The organism is Marinobacter salarius (assembly GCF_032922745.1).
In the GTDB taxonomy this organism is placed as follows: Bacteria; Pseudomonadota; Gammaproteobacteria; order Pseudomonadales; family Oleiphilaceae; genus Marinobacter.
In genome coordinates, this window is the sequence record NZ_CP136693.1 from 183,097 (window position 1) to 201,867 (window position 18,771).

17 protein-coding genes and 1 tRNA gene are annotated in these 18,771 nt (G+C 57.6%); 7 read left to right on the forward strand and 11 right to left on the reverse strand.

Annotated features, from left to right (window positions below; translation table 11 throughout):
- Positions 1-47: 47 nt before the first annotated feature.
- The 7 genes from R1T46_RS00855 to R1T46_RS00885 form a co-directional block, all read right to left on the reverse strand.
- On the reverse strand, positions 48-1,067 hold the full coding sequence (locus tag R1T46_RS00855; protein ID WP_286811071.1) for an ABC transporter ATP-binding protein: 1,020 nt from the start codon (positions 1,065-1,067) through the stop codon (positions 48-50).
- Positions 1,064-2,062, reverse strand: a complete 999-nt coding sequence (locus tag R1T46_RS00860; RefSeq protein WP_136633774.1) for an ABC transporter ATP-binding protein — start codon at positions 2,060-2,062, stop codon at positions 1,064-1,066. The genes R1T46_RS00855 and R1T46_RS00860 overlap by 4 nt, the downstream gene beginning before the upstream one ends.
- Before the next feature lie 4 nt (positions 2,063-2,066).
- Positions 2,067-2,999, reverse strand: coding sequence for an ABC transporter permease (locus tag R1T46_RS00865; RefSeq protein WP_036202948.1), 933 nt, complete (start codon positions 2,997-2,999; stop codon positions 2,067-2,069).
- Positions 2,996-4,045: an ABC transporter permease gene (locus tag R1T46_RS00870; protein WP_075194986.1), complete on the reverse strand. Its 1,050-nt coding sequence runs from the start codon at positions 4,043-4,045 to the stop codon at positions 2,996-2,998. The genes R1T46_RS00865 and R1T46_RS00870 overlap by 4 nt, the downstream gene beginning before the upstream one ends.
- A 75-nt stretch (positions 4,046-4,120) precedes the next feature.
- Positions 4,121-5,683, reverse strand: coding sequence for an ABC transporter substrate-binding protein (locus R1T46_RS00875; protein WP_288074112.1), 1,563 nt, complete (start codon positions 5,681-5,683; stop codon positions 4,121-4,123).
- A 154-nt stretch (positions 5,684-5,837) separates the two neighbouring features.
- Entirely contained in the window at positions 5,838-6,563 is a 726-nt protein-coding gene (locus R1T46_RS00880) for an LrgB family protein (RefSeq protein ID WP_126810671.1), read from the reverse strand.
- Positions 6,556-6,921 (reverse strand): CidA/LrgA family protein, encoded by a 366-nt coding sequence (locus tag R1T46_RS00885; RefSeq protein WP_075194983.1) that lies wholly within the window; start codon positions 6,919-6,921, stop codon positions 6,556-6,558. Before R1T46_RS00885 ends, R1T46_RS00880 begins: the two co-directional genes overlap by 8 nt.
- Before the next feature lie 75 nt (positions 6,922-6,996).
- Here R1T46_RS00885 and R1T46_RS00890 point away from each other — a divergent pair, with 75 nt between their 5' ends.
- From R1T46_RS00890 to R1T46_RS00920, 7 genes are all read left to right on the forward strand, one after another.
- Entirely contained in the window at positions 6,997-7,539 is a 543-nt protein-coding gene (locus R1T46_RS00890; RefSeq protein WP_036202925.1) for a YaeQ family protein, read from the forward strand.
- Positions 7,540-7,711: 172 nt separating this feature from the next.
- Positions 7,712-8,896: a thiamine pyrophosphate-dependent dehydrogenase E1 component subunit alpha gene (locus R1T46_RS00895; protein WP_085681719.1), complete on the forward strand. Its 1,185-nt coding sequence runs from the start codon at positions 7,712-7,714 to the stop codon at positions 8,894-8,896.
- A 1-nt stretch (position 8,897) separates the two neighbouring features.
- On the forward strand, positions 8,898-9,875 hold the full coding sequence (locus tag R1T46_RS00900) for an alpha-ketoacid dehydrogenase subunit beta (RefSeq protein ID WP_036202919.1): 978 nt from the start codon (positions 8,898-8,900) through the stop codon (positions 9,873-9,875).
- 26 nt (positions 9,876-9,901) lie between these two features.
- Positions 9,902-11,512, forward strand: coding sequence for a dihydrolipoyllysine-residue acetyltransferase (locus tag R1T46_RS00905; protein ID WP_091642193.1), 1,611 nt, complete (start codon positions 9,902-9,904; stop codon positions 11,510-11,512).
- 9 nt (positions 11,513-11,521) lie between these two features.
- A complete protein-coding gene (locus R1T46_RS00910; protein WP_091642190.1) occupies positions 11,522-13,360 on the forward strand; it encodes a protein kinase domain-containing protein in 1,839 nt (612 codons plus the stop codon).
- 197 nt (positions 13,361-13,557) lie between these two features.
- Positions 13,558-13,634: transfer RNA gene (locus tag R1T46_RS00915), tRNA-Arg, on the forward strand.
- Positions 13,635-14,067: 433 nt separating this feature from the next.
- On the forward strand, positions 14,068-14,670 hold the full coding sequence (locus tag R1T46_RS00920; protein WP_041332599.1) for a 2-hydroxychromene-2-carboxylate isomerase: 603 nt from the start codon (positions 14,068-14,070) through the stop codon (positions 14,668-14,670).
- A 153-nt stretch (positions 14,671-14,823) separates the two neighbouring features.
- Here R1T46_RS00920 and R1T46_RS00925 read toward each other — a convergent pair whose 3' ends face one another.
- The 4 genes from R1T46_RS00925 to R1T46_RS00940 all read right to left on the reverse strand — a co-directional run bounded on the left by R1T46_RS00925 (position 14,824) and on the right by R1T46_RS00940 (position 18,527).
- Positions 14,824-15,789, reverse strand: coding sequence for a DMT family transporter (locus R1T46_RS00925; protein WP_082040495.1), 966 nt, complete (start codon positions 15,787-15,789; stop codon positions 14,824-14,826).
- 2 nt (positions 15,790-15,791) lie between these two features.
- The gene (locus R1T46_RS00930; RefSeq protein ID WP_041332598.1) at positions 15,792-16,595 is read right to left on the reverse strand and encodes an ABC transporter permease; all 804 of its coding nucleotides are present in this window, start codon (positions 16,593-16,595) and stop codon (positions 15,792-15,794) included.
- The gene (locus tag R1T46_RS00935; protein WP_213479983.1) at positions 16,592-17,470 is read right to left on the reverse strand and encodes an ABC transporter ATP-binding protein; all 879 of its coding nucleotides are present in this window, start codon (positions 17,468-17,470) and stop codon (positions 16,592-16,594) included. Before R1T46_RS00935 ends, R1T46_RS00930 begins: the two co-directional genes overlap by 4 nt.
- A 61-nt stretch (positions 17,471-17,531) precedes the next feature.
- Positions 17,532-18,527 (reverse strand): ABC transporter substrate-binding protein, encoded by a 996-nt coding sequence (locus tag R1T46_RS00940; RefSeq protein WP_041332596.1) that lies wholly within the window; start codon positions 18,525-18,527, stop codon positions 17,532-17,534.
- Between the last annotated feature and the right edge of the window lie 244 nt (positions 18,528-18,771).

Below are 18,771 nucleotides of genomic sequence, written 5' to 3' on the forward strand. Positions count from 1 at the left end.
GCGTCGGGAATGGTTGTCAGGCATCATAGCCCATCGTGGGGAACTGGCTATAGCCGCCCTTCCTCCACCGCATGACACGCAACCTGGGCGCCGCCATCCGTCGCTATCAACTGAGGTATTTCCTGCCGGCATCGATCGTCGGCATACGGGCAGCGACCATGGAAGACGCAACCTGACGGCAACTGCACTGGTGTCGGAACCTCGCCCTGTAACCGGATATGGTTGGGCCGGTCGTCCTCCAGCTTTGGAATGGCCGACAGCAACGCCTGGGTATATGGATGCCTCGGGGTATTGAACAGCGTTCTGGTGTCTGCCAACTCGCATACCCGGCCAAGGTACATGACCGCGACCCGGGTACCAAAATGCTCTACCACGGCCAGATCATGAGTAATAAAAAGATAGGTCAGGTTGCGGCTTTCCTGAGCTTCCATCAGCAGGTTGAGCACCTGCGCCTGAATAGAGACGTCCAGCGCCGAAATCGGTTCGTCCGCAACGATGAACTCGGGGTCCACCGCCAGCGCCCGGGCAATGGCAATGCGCTGGCGCTGACCGCCGGAAAATTCATGACCAAAACGGCTACCCCAGTCCGGGTCGATCCCCACCGACTCCATAACATCCTGCACCTTGTCACGGATCTGGGACTCCGAGGCATCCGGCTGATGAAAGCGAATTGGCTCTTCCAGGGTTTGCTGGATGGTCATCCTCGGGTTCAGCGAGGCGTAGGGGTTCTGGAATATCATCTGCATCTTGCGGCGGTACGGCAGCACCTCTTTACCGTCAAGATTGTCGATACGCTGGCCGTCGTAGTGGATCTCACCAGCGCTGGGAGACAACAACCCCATAACGGTACGGGCCACGGTCGATTTACCACAGCCGGACTCGCCCACAACACACAGCGCTTCGCCTTTCTGGACCTGCAGATCAACGCCATTGATCGCGTACACGGCTTCCTGTTTGCGGTGGAAACGACCGCCTTTGAATGAGATCTGCTCCAGCAGGCCACCGGAAAGATCAAACTTCTTCTCCAGGCCGCGTATATCGACCAGCGTGGATGACGGGGAGGTCACGATTCCACCTCCTGCATGCGTTTCTCCTGCTCAATAAGGTTGCTGACTTCGTAACAGGCCACATCCACATTACCCGACCGAACATACTCCGGCATCCGACGCTTGCACTGATCAGTGGCGAAGGAACAGCGTGGGTGGAAGGGGCAGCCTGTGGGCACATTCTTCAGGGACGGCATGGAACCCGGGATCTGGAACAGCCGCTCGCCGGGCTCACCCATCTGGGGCAGCGCGTTGATCAGCCCCTGGGTATAGGGATGCTGGGCATCATTGATGATTTCGCGGGTGGGCCCTTGCTCAATGATTCGGCCAGAATACATCACCAGCATGCGCTGGGTGACCTGAGACACCACACCGAGGTCGTGAGTGATCAGCATCAGCGCCACGTTGTCCTGCTCGCACAGCTCCAACAGCAACGCCATGATCTCAGCCTGAATCGTCACATCCAGGGCCGTCGTCGGCTCATCCGCGATGATGATCTCCGGGTCCAGCAGCAATGCGATGGCGATGATAACGCGTTGGCGCATGCCGCCAGACAGTTCATGGGGGTATTGATCCAGGCGCTTGTCCGGCGACGGAATCTGTACCTTCCGCAGCTTGTTCAGGGCGATATCCCGGGCCGCCCTGGTGCTGATCCGGCGATGCGCCTTGAGCGCTTCCACCATCTGGGTGCCAATGGTCAGAACCGGGTTCAGGGTCATCATCGGGTCCTGGAAAATCATGGCGATGCGGTTGCCGCGAATCTTGCGCAGTTCCCGCTCGCTCATGGCGGCCAGGTCCTTACCCTCGAACAGGATCTGGCCAGCGGCAATGTAACCGGGCCGGGCGATCAGGTTGAGAATGGAGAAAGCCGCTACGGATTTACCCGCGCCAGATTCCCCCACCAGCCCCAGGCGCTCGCCCTTGTCTAGGCTGAAACTGATGCCACGCAGAGCGGTAAGGTCCCCGCCACGGACAGCGAAGCGGGCCTCAAGATCTTTTACTTCCAGCAATGACATGGCGTTACCCCTTGTACAGCCGTGGGTTCATGACATCCCGCAACCAGTCACCCAGCAGGTTGATGACCAATACGAGTACCACCAGCACCAGACCGGGGATCAGGGTGATCCACCAGGAACCACTCTGGATGTAGTCAAAACCGGATTTGATCAGCGAGCCCAGCGACGGCTGTGTTTCCGGCATGCCCAGGCCCAGGAACGACAACGCGGCCTCGGAAATGATCGCGTTGGCGATCTGTACCGTGGCAATGACGAAAATCGGTGACAGGGTATTGGGCAGGATGTGGCGGAACATGATCCGACGGGTGCGAAACCCCATCACCTTCGCCGCATCCACGTATTCCTTTTTCTTCTCCGCCAATACCGAGGCCCTCACTGTACGGGCAATCTGAGGCCACTCTGCCACACCAATGATGAAGATCAGCATGTAGATAGCGACTTCGCCGAACATCAGATTGCCAAAGCTGGCCTTGAACACGGCACCCACAATGATCGCGACCATCAGAGTAGAGAACGACAGCTGCACATCGGCAATCCGCATCAGGATGGAGTCGACCCGACCGCCCAGATAGCCCGCCAGCAGGCCGAACAGGATGCCCAGCGCCGCTTGCAGGACAACCGCGCCAAACCCGATCAACAACGACACCCGGGTGCCATACAGAATGGTGGAGAGCAAATCCCTGCCCTGGGCGTCGGTGCCCAGCGGGAAGGCCGGATCGGAGCCATCCAGGCCGACCGGTGGCAGCTCGGAGTTCATGATGTTGATCTGGGCCAGGTCGTAGGGGTCGGCCGGCGCCAGCAAAGGCGCAAAGACGGCCGCCAGCACCATGGACAACAGCACGATAAAGCTGGCAATCGCCACCTTGTCGCGCTTGAAGCTGTACCAGAGGAAGGACTCGCGAAAGCGATCCCAGCGTGAAAGAGTCGCCGTCGTCATGCTTTCTTACCTGTCAGTTTTACGGTGGGATTCACCAGACCGTAGATCAGATCCACCACGGTATTGGTAATCACGAATATCAGGCCTACCACCATCAGGTACGCCACGATCAGGGGAATATCGCTGCGGGTGATGGCCTCCAGGAACATCAGCCCGACACCGGGCCACTGGAACACGGTTTCCGTAAGAATGGTGTAGGCCACCATGATGCCGATCTGCACACCGCCCACGGTAATCACCGGCAGCATGGTGTTCTTGAGCGCGTGCAGGAAATAGACCCGGGAAGAGCTCAGGCCCTTGGCGCGGGCGTACCGGATGTAGTCGCTCTGCAGCACTTCCATCATTTCCGCACGGATCAGGCGGATGAACAGCGGCAGCATGATGGACGCCAGCGATACCGACGGCAGAATCAGGTGCAGGAGGCCGCCCTGGGAGAAAAAGCCGGATTCCCAGGTGCCGAATAACGGCGTCAGGTCATCACCCCGACCGTAGGACGGCAATCCGCCTTCAGTGGATAGTGCGGCGTTCAGCCACTGCCCCCAGCCAGCATCCTGCGGGAACCAGTCGACGGTGATACCGATCGAGAAAATCTGAATCAGTACGATGGCGGTCAGGAACACCGGAATGGAAATCCCGACGGTACTGACCCCCATGAAGAATTTGGACAGCCATGCCTGAGGGCGAATCGCGGCGAACACCCCGATGGGCACCGAGAACACAATAATAATCAGGCTGGCGCCGATCACCAGCTCGAGGGTGGCCGGCAGGTGCTCAAGGATTACGTCCATGGTGGGCTTTCCGTAAAAATAGGAAATACCCAGGTCACCCTGCAGGGCGTTACCGGCAAACCGGACGTATTGCACAACCAATGGGTCATTCAGTCCCATTTCCTCACGGATCGCTTCCCGCTCATCCTGCGAGACGGACATGCCCACCATCTGTTGAAGCGGGTCGCCCAGGCCATCCTGAATGGCGAAAGCAATCACACTGATCACGAACATGACCAGTACGGCCTGGGAAATTCGCTGAACCAAAAACGCTAACATGAAAAATTCCGGGTCAAGCTGCAAACAAAAGGCCGGCTCCAGGCTGATCCGAAGCCGGCCCGCCCATAAAGGCTGTTACTCCACGACCAGGTCGCCCAGGTACGGGAAGTTCATCACGTTGAGGATCGGTTCGATCTTCACGTTCTTCTTGCTGGCCCAGGCCAGGTCCTGCCAGTGCAGGGGAACGAACGCTGCGTCGTCATACAGGCGCTGCTCCACCTCTTTCAGCATGGCCGTGCGCTTGTTCAGATCCGTCTCGACGTTGGCCTTGTTGACCAGCTCATCGATCTCCGGGTTGCAGTAGTTACCGGCGTTGTACTGGCCCGAACCGCTATCCGCATCCGGGCAGAAGGTCAGGAACTCGTAGAAGTTGGCGGAGTCCTCGGTGTCTGCGTGCCAGCCTATCATCATCATGTCGGCGGCGCGGGCGTCATACTCCGGCCAGTATTGGGCTTTCGGCAGCGTTTTCAGATCCACCTTGATGTTGATACGCGCCAGCATGGCGGCAACCGCCTGGGCGATCTTGTCGTCATTCACGTAACGGTTATTGGGCGCCATCATGGAGATGGTGAAACCGTCTTCATAACCGGCTTCTTTCATCAACTGCTGGGCTTTTTCGACGTCAAACCGCGTTGCCAGGGATTCGTTGTGGCCCTGGTAACCTTCCGGCGACATCTGAGCGGCCGGGGTAGCGAAGCCCTTCATGATCTTGGCGGCAATGCCTTCCTGGTTGATGGCATAGGCAATGGCCTCGCGCACTTTCGGGTTCTTGAACGCTTCAACCCGGTCCTGGTTCATGTGGAACAGGATGATGCGGGTACCGCTCATGGTCACCAGATCGGCGTTCTTGTCACGGCGAATACGCTCCAGATCGGTCGGCGGCACCGGTGCAATGAAATCCACACCGCCAGACAGCAGCGCGGAGACACGGGTGTTGTTTTCCTTGATCGGAGTCAGCACGATCTTGCCGACGTTACCCGGTGACTCGGTGTCCCAGTAATCGTCGAAGCGCTCAAACTCGACACGCACGCCCTGCTGACGACCGGTAATGACATAAGGGCCTGTGCCGGACAGATTCTCGGAAGCAAAAGAATTGCCGTGCTTGGTGATGGCGCTCTTGTCTTTCCCGCTTTCGGTCTTACCGGTGTAAAACTCGCTGTCCAGCGGGAAGATGTAAGTCGCGGTGTTCAGCAGCAGCGGGTATGGCTCGTTGGTCACCAGCTCAAAGGTGTAGTCATCAATCACCTTGAGTTCGCTGAACGGTTTGAAGATGGCTTTATAGTCCTGGCTCTGCTTCAGGCGATTAAAGGTGAACTTGACGTCTTTGGCGGTCAGCTCGTTGCCAGAGTGAAAATTCACACCTTCACGCAACTCGAAGCGCATGGTGTTCTCGTCAATACGCTCCCAGCTTTTTGCCAGACGCGGCTCGAAGCCGAGATCCTTGGTCCAGCGGATCAGGGGATCAAAGGTCATGTGGCTTAGCTGCAACATGCCGCCGGAGAGCTGTTCGTGAATGTCCAGGCTTACAGGGTCGGCGTCGTACGCCATTTTCAGTTCCTTGTTCGCCTCGGCAGACATCGCCATCGGGGCTGTTGCCAGGGCCATGGAACCAACAAAAGCAGTCAGTAGTGTTTTCATCGCGTTTTCCGTCGCTGTTTTAAGAATTTTTGCGGCACATCGGCGCAACTTCACGCCAGATGTCTGCGCTAAAAACTAGTCGTGGAAAACCCGAACAGCAATCGAAATTGCGACTTGGCGTTATTCGTGAAGTGAATGACCCTGTTTGGGGCGCTTACCAAAGGCGAAACGCCAGCGGCAGAATCAGCGCGGTGAACACCCCTGTAAGCCCCATTCCCAGGGAGGCAAAGGCACCGGCTGTGCGACTGATCTCGAACGCTCGCGCCGTTCCCACCGCATGGCCGTTCAGCCCGAGCGCAAAACCCAGAATGCGGTCATCGGTGATCGACAGCGCCCTGGAAAGCAGGTCGACAAAGAGCGTTGCGACAACACCGGTCACCAGAAGCCCGCCCATCATCAGCGGCACCGAACCGCCCAGTTGTTCGGTAATACCAATGGCAATGGGCGCGGTCACCGACTTCGGCGCCAGGGACGCCAGCACCAGAGGTGTCGCCCCGAGAGCCCAGGCGATCACGACCGCATATACGGCCGCCAGGGTGGCCGCTATTGGCAGGGTGCACAGAATCGGACGCCACAACGCCCGCACGTGGTGCATCTGCTGGTACAACGGTATACCGAGCGCGACGGTGGCTGGCCCGAGCAACAGCATCAGCCACTGGGCTCCCTGCTGATACCGGGCGTAATCCAGTGACAGTAGCGCGATGGTGGCCGACAACAGGAAGGCCGAAAGCACCACTGGTGGTAACCAAAGCGGGCGCCCCATCCTCCGGAAAAGCCAGTTGCCCGCAAAGAAAGCGCCCAGGGTTAACCCAATCGCCAGTATCGGGCTCGCAGACAGGGTATTGGGAAGTGCGAGAAAACGCTCCAGGAGATCAGTCATCCGATGCTCTCCGCTGCCCTGCCTTGACCAGAGACGCCATCAGCAGCAGCGTGGTCAGCACACTCAAAAAGGTGCCCACCAAGAGCGCCCCCGCCACCGCCAGCCACTGGCCGCTGAACTGATCAGCAGAGAAGAACACACCCACCACGCCCGGCATGATCAGCAGCACCAGCACCGAAATCAGTCCCTGGCTCGCCGTGGCCAGGTCATCACTGACACTGCCCTTAAGCATCAGCGTGATTGTCATCAGAATCATGCCCAGCACACCGCCGCTGACCGGAATCAGGAAAACCAGTCGCAAGGCTTCGCCAAGCATGAAACATAAAACCAGAGTCAGGAAACCCCGCAACATCGACATATTGTCATGCTCATCAAGTAACGAATTGCTCTACACTAGCCCATACCCAAAGTTTGACACCAGTTCGGATACCCCATGGCGCTCAAGGCAACCATCTTTAAAGCAACACTGAACATCGCGGATATGGACCGGCACTATTACGGTGACCACCACCTCACCATCGCCCGCCACCCGTCCGAGACCGACGAGCGCATGATGATACGCCTGCTGGCTTTCATACTGAACGCCAGCGAGAGCCTGGAATTCACCAAAGGGATCAGCACGGACGACGAGCCGGATCTGTGGCAAAAAAGCCTGAGCGACGAGATCGAACTGTGGATCGAGCTCGGCCTGCCCGACGAGAGCCGCCTGCGCAAGGCCTGCAACCGGGCGGATCAGGTTATCCTGTACACCTACGGTGGCCGCGCCGTGCCACTGTGGTGGGAGAAACACCAGGGCAAACTGACTCGCTTCGACAACCTCACCATCATCGACCTGCCGACTGACGACACCGAATCTCTGGCTGCCCTGGCTGAGCGCGGCATGAACCTGCAATGCACCGTCCAGGACGGCACCGTCAATATTGGCAATGACGACACGCTCGTCAGTGTGACACCCCTGCCGCTCTACCCTGAGTAAAAAATCCCCCGCCGGGGTCTACCAGAACGATCCAGTTTACGTTAAGGTAAACTTTAGCCGATATTGACCCGGGCCGCACCAGGTTCCGTCAGTTTGGCTATACTCAAAGCAAGCATCGACACCCTCACAAGGGGTGTTTTGTTCCTCAGGCCACTACCCCAGGAAGAGGATTATGACAACAACAAAATCCAAAGTTGTTTATAACCCGGTTTTCACCGACGGTGCGGAGTTCCGAATTCCCACCTTCAAGTTACTCAAGCAGGACGGCTCGCTCTACAAAGGCGCCAAGGCTCCTGAGCTCGACAAAGACAAAGCCCTGCGCATCTACCGGGCGATGGTCACCACCCGGATTCTCGACGAACGCATGCTCGCGGCCCAACGGCAGGGGCGCCTGAGCTTTTACATGCAGTGCACCGGCGAGGAAGCCGCGGTTATTGGCAGTACCGCCGCACTGGATGACGCCGACATGATCATGGCTCAGTACCGTGAACAGGGCTCTCTGACCTATCGCGGTTTTTCTATTGATGAGTTCATGAACCAACTGTTCGGCAACGAACTGGACTACGGCAAAGGCCGACAGATGCCGGTTCATTACGGTTCCCGCAAGCTGAACTACATGACCATTTCCTCGCCACTGGCCACGCAAATCCCCCAGGCCACGGGCTACGCCTACGGTCAGAAACTGGCGGGCGAAGGCCACTGCACCATCACCTACTTTGGCGAAGGCGCCGCTTCGGAAGGAGACTTCCACGCTGCCCTGAACATGGCCGCCGTCCACCGCGTTCCGGTTATTTTCCTGTGCCGGAACAACGGCTACGCCATTTCCACCCCCGCCGCCGAGCAGTTCGCCGCTGACGGCGTGGCACCCAGGGCGTATGGCTACAAGATGGACGTGATCCGTGTCGACGGCAACGACATCCTGGCCGTGCACGAGGCCACCAAGGCTGCCCGCAAGCTGGCGGTGGAACACAACCGGCCGGTGCTAATTGAAACCATGACCTACCGCCTGGCGGCACACTCTTCTTCTGACGACCCCTCCGGCTATCGCAGCAAGGACGAGGAAGCGGTATGGCGCGAGAAAGACCCTATCCTGCGCATGCGTCTCTGGCTCGAACGCAAGAAGTGGTGGAGTGAGGACGATGAGAAACAGCTGCAGGAAAACATGCGCCGGGAAGTGCTCGAAACCATGAAACGGGCACAGAAGCGGCCGCCACCCGCGCTCGACACCCTGGTGAGCGACGTCTACGACGAGGTACCGCCGGGGCTGGCCGAGCAATTCGACAAACTCAAGGCGCACATCCGCCGGCATCCGGACGAATATCCGAAAACCGCAGAACAAGCAAAGGGAGGTGCGTGAGATGACCCAGATGAATATGCTCCAGGCCATCAACAACGCCCTCGACACTGCCATGGCCGCCAACGAGCGGGTGCTGTGTTTCGGTGAAGACGTGGGCATTTTCGGTGGTGTATTCCGCGCCACCAGCAACCTGCAACAGAAATACGGCAAGGACCGCTGTTTCAACACGCCGCTGGTCGAGCAGGGTATCGTCGGTTTTGCCAACGGCCTGGCCGCACAGGGTTCCGTGCCCGTGGCCGAGATTCAGTTTGCCGATTACATTTTCCCGGCCTTCGACCAGATCGTGAACGAGTCGGCCAAGTTCCGTTATCGCTCGGGCAGTCTGTTCGACGTGGGCGGGCTAACGATTCGTGCGCCCTACGGCGGCGGCATCGCCGGCGGGCTTTACCACTCACAGTCGCCGGAAGCCTACTTTGCCCACACACCGGGCCTGAAAATCGTGGTGCCCCGCAACCCGCATCAGGCCAAAGGTCTGCTACTGGGCGCCATCCACGACCCCAACCCAACCCTGTTCTTTGAACCCAAGCGTCTCTATCGCGCCTCCGTCGGGGAAGTGCCCGACGAAGACTACCGGCTACCGCTGGGCGAAGCCGAAGTGATCAAGGAAGGCACCGATATCACCGTATTGGGCTGGGGTGCGCAGATGGAAGTGATTGAGCACGCCGTCGAACGGGCGGAGAAAGAAGGCATTTCCTGTGAAGTCATCGACCTGAGAACCATCCTGCCCTGGGATGTGGAAACCGTGGCCAAGTCGGTACTCAAGACCGGGCGCCTGGTGGTCACCCACGAAGCGCCACTGACCGGTGGTTTTGCCGGTGAAATCGCGGCGACCATACAGGAGCGCTGCTTCCTGTACCTGGAATCCCCGATCGCTCGCGTGACCGGGATGGACACCCCCTTCCCACTGGTGCTGGAAAAAGAGCACCTGCCCAATCACCTGAAGGTCTACGAGGCCATCAGGTCGAGCGTGGATTTCTAGGTTGATATCAGGACAGGAGAGCAATCATGAGTGATTTTATACTGCCCGATATCGGCGAAGGTATCGTGGAGTGCGAACTGGTCAAGTGGCTGGTCAGCGAAGGCGACATCATCGAAGAAGACCAGCCGGTGGCCGAAGTCATGACCGACAAGGCGCTGGTGGAGATCCCGGCGCCCTATAAAGGCAAGGTGACGCGCCTCTATCACAAGGAAGGGGACATCGCGAAAGTGCACGCCCCGTTGTTTGAACTGGTGGAGGAAGGCGGCGACAGCCAGCAAGATTCAACGCCTGAGCCCAAAGCCCCGGAAACGGCCAGCGAAACGCCGGCAACCCAGGCACAAGCAAGCTCCGGCGAAGCCGATGGCGATGACCCAACGGAGGACTTCATCCTTCCCGACATCGGCGAAGGCATCGTCGAATGCGAAGTGGTGGAATGGCGCGTGGCCGAGGGCGACGAGATCGAAGAAGATCAGCCGGTGGTGGACGTCATGACCGACAAGGCCATGGTCGAGATCACCGCCCCCAAGGCCGGCCGTGTCACGAAGCTTTACCATAAGCAGCAGGAAATGGCGCGGGTGCATTCACCGCTGTTTGAGTTCGTTCCCCGTGAGCGTGACGAGACGGCTCAGGCCCAGAAAACGCCACACGCAGCCCCGGAAGCAGAATCGAAACCAACGCCGACCACCGCGCAACCCGTCGTATCCCGCAACCAACCGCGGACACCGGCCAGCCCGGCTGTACGCCGCATTGTTCGCGAACACGACCTGGACCTGGCGGACATCACAGGTTCCGGCAAGGATGGCCGGGTACTGAAGGCCGATGTACTGGCTCATCTCGACAAACCCGCCACAACCTCACCGGCACAGGACAGCTCCGGCGAATCGCAACCGGCAAGCTCAGGCGGTGAGCGCCGCCGGCCATCCCGGGAACAGGAAGTGCGCGTTGAGCCCATCCGCGGCATGAAAGCCGCCATGGCTCGCAGCATGGTTACCTCGGCGACCACCATTCCCCACTTCATCTACAGTGAGGACATCGATGTCACCGACCTGCTCAAACTACGGGAACAGCTGAAACCAGAAGCCGAAGCCAGCGGATCAAGGCTGACTCTGATGCCCTTCTTCATGAAGGCCATGGCCCTGGCGGTGCAGGAGTACCCGGTACTCAACAGCCGCCTCAACGACGACGTCACCGAGATCCACTACCAGCCGCAGTGCAATATCGGCATGGCCGTGGACGGCAAGGCCGGGCTGATGGTTCCCAACATCAAGGGTGTGGAAGACCTTACCCTGCTGGGCATTGCCGACGAGGTAGCTCGCCTGACCGAGGCTGCCCGCTCGGGCCGTGTCAGCCAGGAGGATCTCAAGGGTGGCACCATCACCATTTCCAATATTGGCGCTTTGGGTGGCACCTACGCAGCCCCGATCATCAACCCACCGGAAGTGGCGATTGTGGCCCTTGGCCGTACCCAGAAACTGCCGCGCTTTGACAGCTATGGCCAAGTGGTCGAGCGGTCCATCATGACCGTGAGCTGGGCAGGCGATCATCGCATCATCGATGGCGGCACCATTGCGCGCTTCTGCAATCGCTGGAAAGGCTACCTGGAATCGCCGCAGTCGATGCTGCTGCATCTGGGCTGACGGAGCATCATGGCGCAGAAGACGCAACTGCAGCAGTTCTACATCCCAGAAGAGCAGTCGATCTATCTGCTCAGCCATGACGATGCCAAGAAGCTCAAGGACTGGGTGGCGCTCTGCGCCGCCCAGCTCCGCCAACTGGGTTACCAGGACATCGAACTGATCGGCAAAGGCGCCTACGGCTTCGTATTCGCCGGCCGCCTGCCACACCAGGACAGCTCCGGCCCCGAACACGTCTTCAAATTCACCCGCATCAACCTTCCCCAACACCTGCAGGACCGACTGGAGGATGAAGCCTATATCCTCGAGCAGGTCCGGCATCCGAGGGTGCCTCGCCTGGTTGCCTATCAACGGGCCCACAACCAACCCATCCTGGTGATGGAACGCGCGGCAGGCCTGAACCTGGAAGAGGTGTCCCTGCGGGAGGGCCGACTGAAGCCCCGGCTGGTCATGCGGATTGCCGACCAGATTGCGGATATCCTGCGCAACCTGCGCCGCGAGAATGGCCCCTCGGGGCGCCCCATCGTGCACGGTGACATCAAACCCTCGAACCTGGTGTTTGACGCCAGCACCGAGAACATTGCCCTGATCGACTGGGGCTCGTCGGTGTTCGCCCAGCTGGACGCTAACCAGCAGTTCCTCACCACCAACGTGATGGAATTGATGTCCGATAACCTGCAACAGACCAACGCCCGGCTGGGGGATGTCTACTTCATCGGTGAGGAACAACTGAACGGTGGGCTGTCTTCCCCTCGCTTTGATGAACAGGGCGCTGCGGGCACACTGTATGCGCTGGCATCCGGCCAGTCTTGCCGGTTCGGGCACCAGGCCATTCCCGCCGCGTCCCTAGGGCTGCCCATGGAATTCGCCCGCATGCTCGACGGCATGCTATCCCCGGACCCACAAATGCGCAGAAAAGCCGGTGACCACTACCTGAACGAAATGCCGCGAATGGCACGCACGGTGATGATCGACCTCAAGGAACCACCGCTGGCCCCCATGGTCCCGGTGTGGACCCGGCCCTCAGACCACGAAATCGACACCGTCGTCTACAGCTCCCGGAAATCTTTCCTCCGCCAGGAAGGCGCGCCGGAAACCCTAAATGATGTGAACGATGTGCAGCTGGACCGCTACTATAAAAATTTCATGCAAGGCATGGGAGAAACCGAAAAAGCCTTCCTGGCCGCCGTCAGCCGGCTGGGGCGCTACCCTGTCGAAGGCGGCCTGGCCGTGCGCTGGGAAACCGATGGCGTGTATATCGACACCTCCCTGAACCTGCATGACCCGACACTGAAAACCGCGTTCATCCGCGCCGTCAACAACATGGTCTACCTGGCCCAGGCCATTTACCGCCAGGGAATTTTCAAGAGCTGCCTGTTCAACGCCCGTAACACCCTGCACATCGACCGTGCCGAACCCGACCAGCCTTTCACGCCCGAGCGCGGCATGCAGCTGAAATACGAAGTCAGCGCCGCGCCGGAAGTGGAAGACGAATCCCGGGTGCACTCCTACTTTGAAGACGGCCCCGACCCGGAAGAATTCCTGGTACTACCGCAAACCATCATCACCGCGCTGGAATCTCTCAACGACATCCATCACACCGGCATGATCATCTTCGAAGCCCTGCCCCGCCACCTCAAGATCCACAGCCACTACCGCCTGCTGGACCCGGACCGGGAGAGTGAATTCAGCCGCCTTCTGGGCGAGATACTGTCCGCTGTGAATCAAATCACTGGCTTGGGTGTCTCGGGCTTTATGAAAATGCCCTACAAGGACACCCGCTTCTTCCCTCATATCGAACGTCTGCCGGAGCGTTACTACCCCAAAAATCCAAGGGCGAAGAGCGGTTAATCGAAAGCTTGCCGCTGCATATATCAATACCAACAGGACTGGACAGAGCCCCCCATCACACGTAAGATTGCGCACTCGAAATTGACGCCAAAGCGTTGGATTTCATCCGCCCGTAGCTTTTATGCTGGGAGCGAAGCGAGACAGTACAGCTGAGTCATGCGAAGCATGGCCTCTCAACCTCTCGAACAAAGTTTAATCCGCCCGTAGCTCAGCTGGATAGAGCGTTGCCCTCCGGAGGCAAAGGTCTCAGGTTCGAATCCTGACGGGCGGGCCATTTTCATGAAAAATCAGTAAGTTACACCTCCCGCCTTTAATCATCTTCAAGATTCAAATTTACTCCCTTTCAAATTTCAACCTAGGCAATGACATTCATCCTGGTTCTGGTGTAATACCCCCAGAAACTGATTCTATGGCCAAATTGTGTCCATGGTGCATCCACTCAATTGAAGAAGCTCCTTTCAGCAAGAAAACTCTGTGTAGTGGTCAACTAATTTCGGAAAGTATTTCAAGACTGTCCGCAACAGACGAAAAACTCTTATCAGTGGTGCAAATGTTTTGGGTGCTTGGTAGCGAACTGTTTGGTGCAAAAGAGCCCCTATGATGCCCTCGTGGATGACGGCCGAACTTTATTGAGTGACCACTCAATAAAAGCTAAAGTACCGGGCAGTCATAAAAATCCAAGAATCACTGATCAGGAGTCAACAGCAATGAGCCCCACCATTGATTATTACTTCAGCTGCCTTTCACCGTTTACCTACCTGGGACATAAGGCTTTCCTTGAAACCGCAGAACAGGCGAAAGCCAGCATCAACTTCAAGCCAATAAGGCTGCCAAAGGTGTTCGCCAACTCGGGCGCGAAACCGCTACCCGAACGCCCGGCATGCCGCCAAGAGTACCGCCTGCTTGAAATCCAACGATGGGCAAAAAAACGCGGCTTGTCCGTCAACCTCAAACCAGCGTATTTTCCCGCAGACCCGAGTCTGGCTGACGGTTGTGTCATTGCCCTCCAAGCGACAGGCCAGAATCCTGGAAATTTTGTGCAGAGAGTGCTGGCAGCCTGTTGGGCAGAGGAGAAGAACATCGCGGATGAAGCGGTAATTCGTGACATCCTGAACACCCTTGAACTGGATGCAGAAGGCCTGCTTGAAGCGGCCCGGTCATCAGACGTTACTGAACAGTACGACCGTCATACCGACGAAGCGATTGGCGATGGGATTCTCGGAGCTCCGGCCTATGTGTTGGATGGCGAACAGTTCTGGGGCCAGGATCGAGTTGAACTATTGTCCGAAACCATGGCTTCAAAAGCCTAATTGCGCGACCGCCTATTACCATCCTCTGGCGGGCCGGAGCCAATAACGACGTTCCGCGCCAGAGGTATCCAACGACGATCGCGACAAAATTTCCGAACGTCGGGATTGGGTCGATCGGCCCCTCAGCGACGCTGGGGGGGTACCCAGACTTTTTTAATTAATTCCATTCTGATAAGCAATATTCCGCGCGCGCTGAGCCTGTCGTCGATCCGCTAGCCCGACCACCAGAATTCCCAGACCAACCAAGCAGAACCCGAAAATATCCGAGCCGCTCGGCTGTTCATTCAGAACAACGGCAGATGAGAGCAGCCCAACCGCTGGAACCGCGGCGGAACTCAGCGACATGGTCACTGCGGGTAAAGACCGGATGGCACCGACCTGAGCTGCAACGCAAAGGCCCGATGCAATGGCGCCGCTGAAGAAGATGTTCACCAGAAAAGCTGGCTCCCATCGGATGGTAGCAAGGTCTTCCACGAAAAGGGCCAAGGGTACCAATAGCAGCAATGACGAAAGCAGTTGCCAGGGTATCAGCGACAGCACATCCCCGCGCCACTGATGCCGACGGACATGAATCAGTCCTGCCGTCCAGACAATCGTCGCCAGAACGATCAATCCGCCCCCGGTCACCATCCCTTCAGCGTGCCAGTCGACGGTCAGTGGATTAAATATAGCCAGCAGTCCAGCGAGTCCAAATCCGGCACCCAATGCCCTGAACAAGGTTAAGCGCTCGCCGAGGAACAAGGCGGCTGCCGGCACCACCCAGATTGGTGAAGTATAGGCCAGAATCGCCGCCCGACCGGCGGGCATATACTGCATGCCAAAGGTCACCAAGGTGATAAACCCCATGTTCTGAAGAATGCCCACGGAGAAAACCACCGGTATGTCCGCCCGGTGCGGCATCCGGAGAATGCCCATCATTCGCGCAATCAAGAACATGGTGAGGGTCCCGAGGACCATCCTCAAGGTCGTGTACAACAGCGGCGGGCTGTAGGCCAGGCCTATCTTCATGATGGGGAAATTAATCCCCCAGGCCAGTGCGGTAAAGGCCACCAGCAGGTACCCGTTGCGCCAAGCATAGCCGGCACCCGATGCAGGCATTACCGAAGTAGACCGCGACATGGTCAGTGCTCGACCTTCAATGCACTCTCATGCCAGTTACGCAGTGCCCGGTCGGACATCCAGACCATCAGTGCGAACAACAGGATTCCCGTTACGGTGATCAGAATCAGCGCCGCAAACATTTTGGGAATCTGCAGATTGTAGCCGGATTGCAGGATCATGTAGGCCAGGCCGGCCTTGGCTCCCCCGGTACCAGCAACGAACTCGGCCACCACCGCACCGATCAAAGCCAGCCCGGAACTGATGCGCAAGCCTCCGAAGAAGTAAGGCAGGGCGCTCGGAACACGTAAACGCACCAATTCCTGCCAGCGGCTGGTGCGATACATCCGGAACATGCTCAACAGGTTCGGATCGACACTTCGCAGCCCCAGTGTGGTGTTGGAGATAATCGGGAAAATAGCTACGATCACCGCACAGATGGTCAGAGCCCACGTGGTGTCGTTTACCCAGATGATGATCAATGGCGCAATGGCCACAATCGGTGTTACCTGCATCAGCACCGCATAGGGGAACAGACTGATCTCAATCCACTTGCTCTGCACGAACAGCAACGAGGCCGCCACTCCCAGAACCACCGAAATAGCAAAGGCCAGGAAGGTTACCTTGAGGGTCATCATCAAGGCATTAAACAGCGAATTGAAATCAGACACCAGCGACTGCCCGATATCCACGGGGCTGGGCACAATGTATTTCGGTACTTCAAACGCCACCACCGTCAATTGCCACATCAGAAGCACCAAGACTCCCACAAGCAAAGGGGCAGCGACCTGAACAAAGCGCTCGTTCTGGATCAATGGTGTTTTCATGAATCACTCCCCTCTTTGCTTTCTCCCATGGCACTGGCTCGCTCAAGAGCCATCGACACCTGCCGACAATATCCGGCAAATTCGGTGGATACCCGGAAATCAGGGGAACGGGGATAGGGTTCTTTGATTTCGATGTCATCCACGATCCGTCCGGGGCGAGCCGCCATGACAACCACCCGACTGGACAGATAGACCGCCTCGTAAACACTGTGAGTCACGAAGACAATGGTCCAGCCCTTTTCTCGCCAGAGCTTCAGAACATCGTCATTCAGCTTGTTGCGGGTCATCTCGTCGAGGGCTCCGAAAGGTTCATCCATCAACAACAGGTTAGGTTCGGTTACCATGGCCCGGGCGATGGACGCTCGCATTTGCATGCCGCCGGAAAGCTCTCTCGGGAAGCTCTCATCAAACCCCGTCAGGCCCACCATATCGAGGGCGTCATCAATCTTTTTCTCGACTTCCGGTGCATTACCAGCGTGGTCCAGATCCAGCGGGAGACGAATATTTTTACGTACCCGAGCCCAGGGCATCAGCGTGGCATTCTGAAACACGAAGGCCAGCTTCCGGCCCTTGCTGCCAACCACTCCGTAATCCTGCTCCCACCATTTGACCGTACCGGTGGTCACTTCACCCAGGCCCGCCATAATCCGGAGTAAGGTACTCTTGCCGCACCCGGAAGGCCCCAGGAGGCTGACGAACTCCCCCTGTTTTATAGTCAGATCGGCTCCTTTCAGAGCGACCGTGCCATTGCTGTAGATTTTGTTAACCCCGTCCACCTGCAGGACCGGTCTGCCCGGGGCGAGCGCCTCTGGCGCTGGAGCCATAACATTCGGCTCCCGGGCCGGATTCAGGGGTGTTACTTTGTCCGCTGTCATAATGATATCTCCAGGGCCGATCAATGGCGTCACCGACCGGCATCAGGATAGGGTTCGATGCTTACGGCAGCACCGGCTCTTCGGGCAGAAATTCCAGGGTGAAAACCTTGCTGAGATCAAGATCTGCCGACGCAAGGCCTGCGCCAACCATGAAATCCTTGATCTTCGTCCAACGTTCTTCGGTCATCACTCCAATTCCCTGGGTTCCCGCGTCGCCGCCAGTCACCAGTTCGTAGTCCTTGATCTTTTCGATGCCATAGGCAATTTGCTCAGGCGTCATCTCAGGGTTTTCCTGCATGATGAGCTTGTTCCCGGGCTCCGGGTTCTCCAGGTAGCTTTGCCAGCCTTCCATGCTTGCCTGCACAAACCGTTTGACCACGTCTGGCCGCTCTTCAATCATGTCGGTTGTGGTTTCGATGGTGGTGGCGTACGGAGGGTAACCGTAGTCCGACAACAGGAAGACGTTCGGCTCAATTCCCCCTTTCTGGATTGCAAAAGGCTCCGACGAGAGGTAGCCCTGCTGAACAATGCTTTCATCGGTCAGAAATGGCGCAACACTGAAGGTATAGGCGTGCACAACATCGTCTTCGAACCCGTACTCTGCCTTCAGCCATGGCCAAAAGGTGGAATGGGCATGGGTTGCCAGATAAATGGGCAGGCCCTCTTCCTTGATCTGCTCAATGGATTCAACGTGGGGATGCGCAACCAATGACTGAGGATCTCCCTGCATGGAGGCAGCCACGGTCATAACGGGCAAGCCCTTCTCGACCGCGTTAATGTTGCCAATGGGATAGCCCATGAGCAGGTCATAGCGCCCAGTTACCAACAACTGGGTTCCGTTTACCTGCGGGCCACCCATTCTGATTTCTACATCCAGCCCGTGCCCCTCGTAAAGGCCTGTTGCCAGTGCTTGATAAAAGCCACCATGCTCAGCTTGGGCATACCAGTTGGTTCCAAATACGACCTTATCCAACTCGTCCGCATTTACCGGCGAAAAAGCGACCAGGCCGGCCATCATGATCGAACCACCCAGAACGGTGCTTAGCTTCATCTTCATGGATACTCTCCTAGACCAGGCGGTTTACGCCTCTTTTAATTGACCAATTGCTCAGGTTTTATAAGGCAACCTTCATGCCATATAAGAAATAAGTTTTTATTATTTAATATCATTAGCTTAAAAAATATAGAACACAGAAAAACGCACCAGTTTTAAACAAACTCTGGCCAACTGCTCTACTTTTGAACAAGCCAAAAAAAACCGCCCGAAGGCGGCAAAAGGACTACACAACGTCACGCTTACA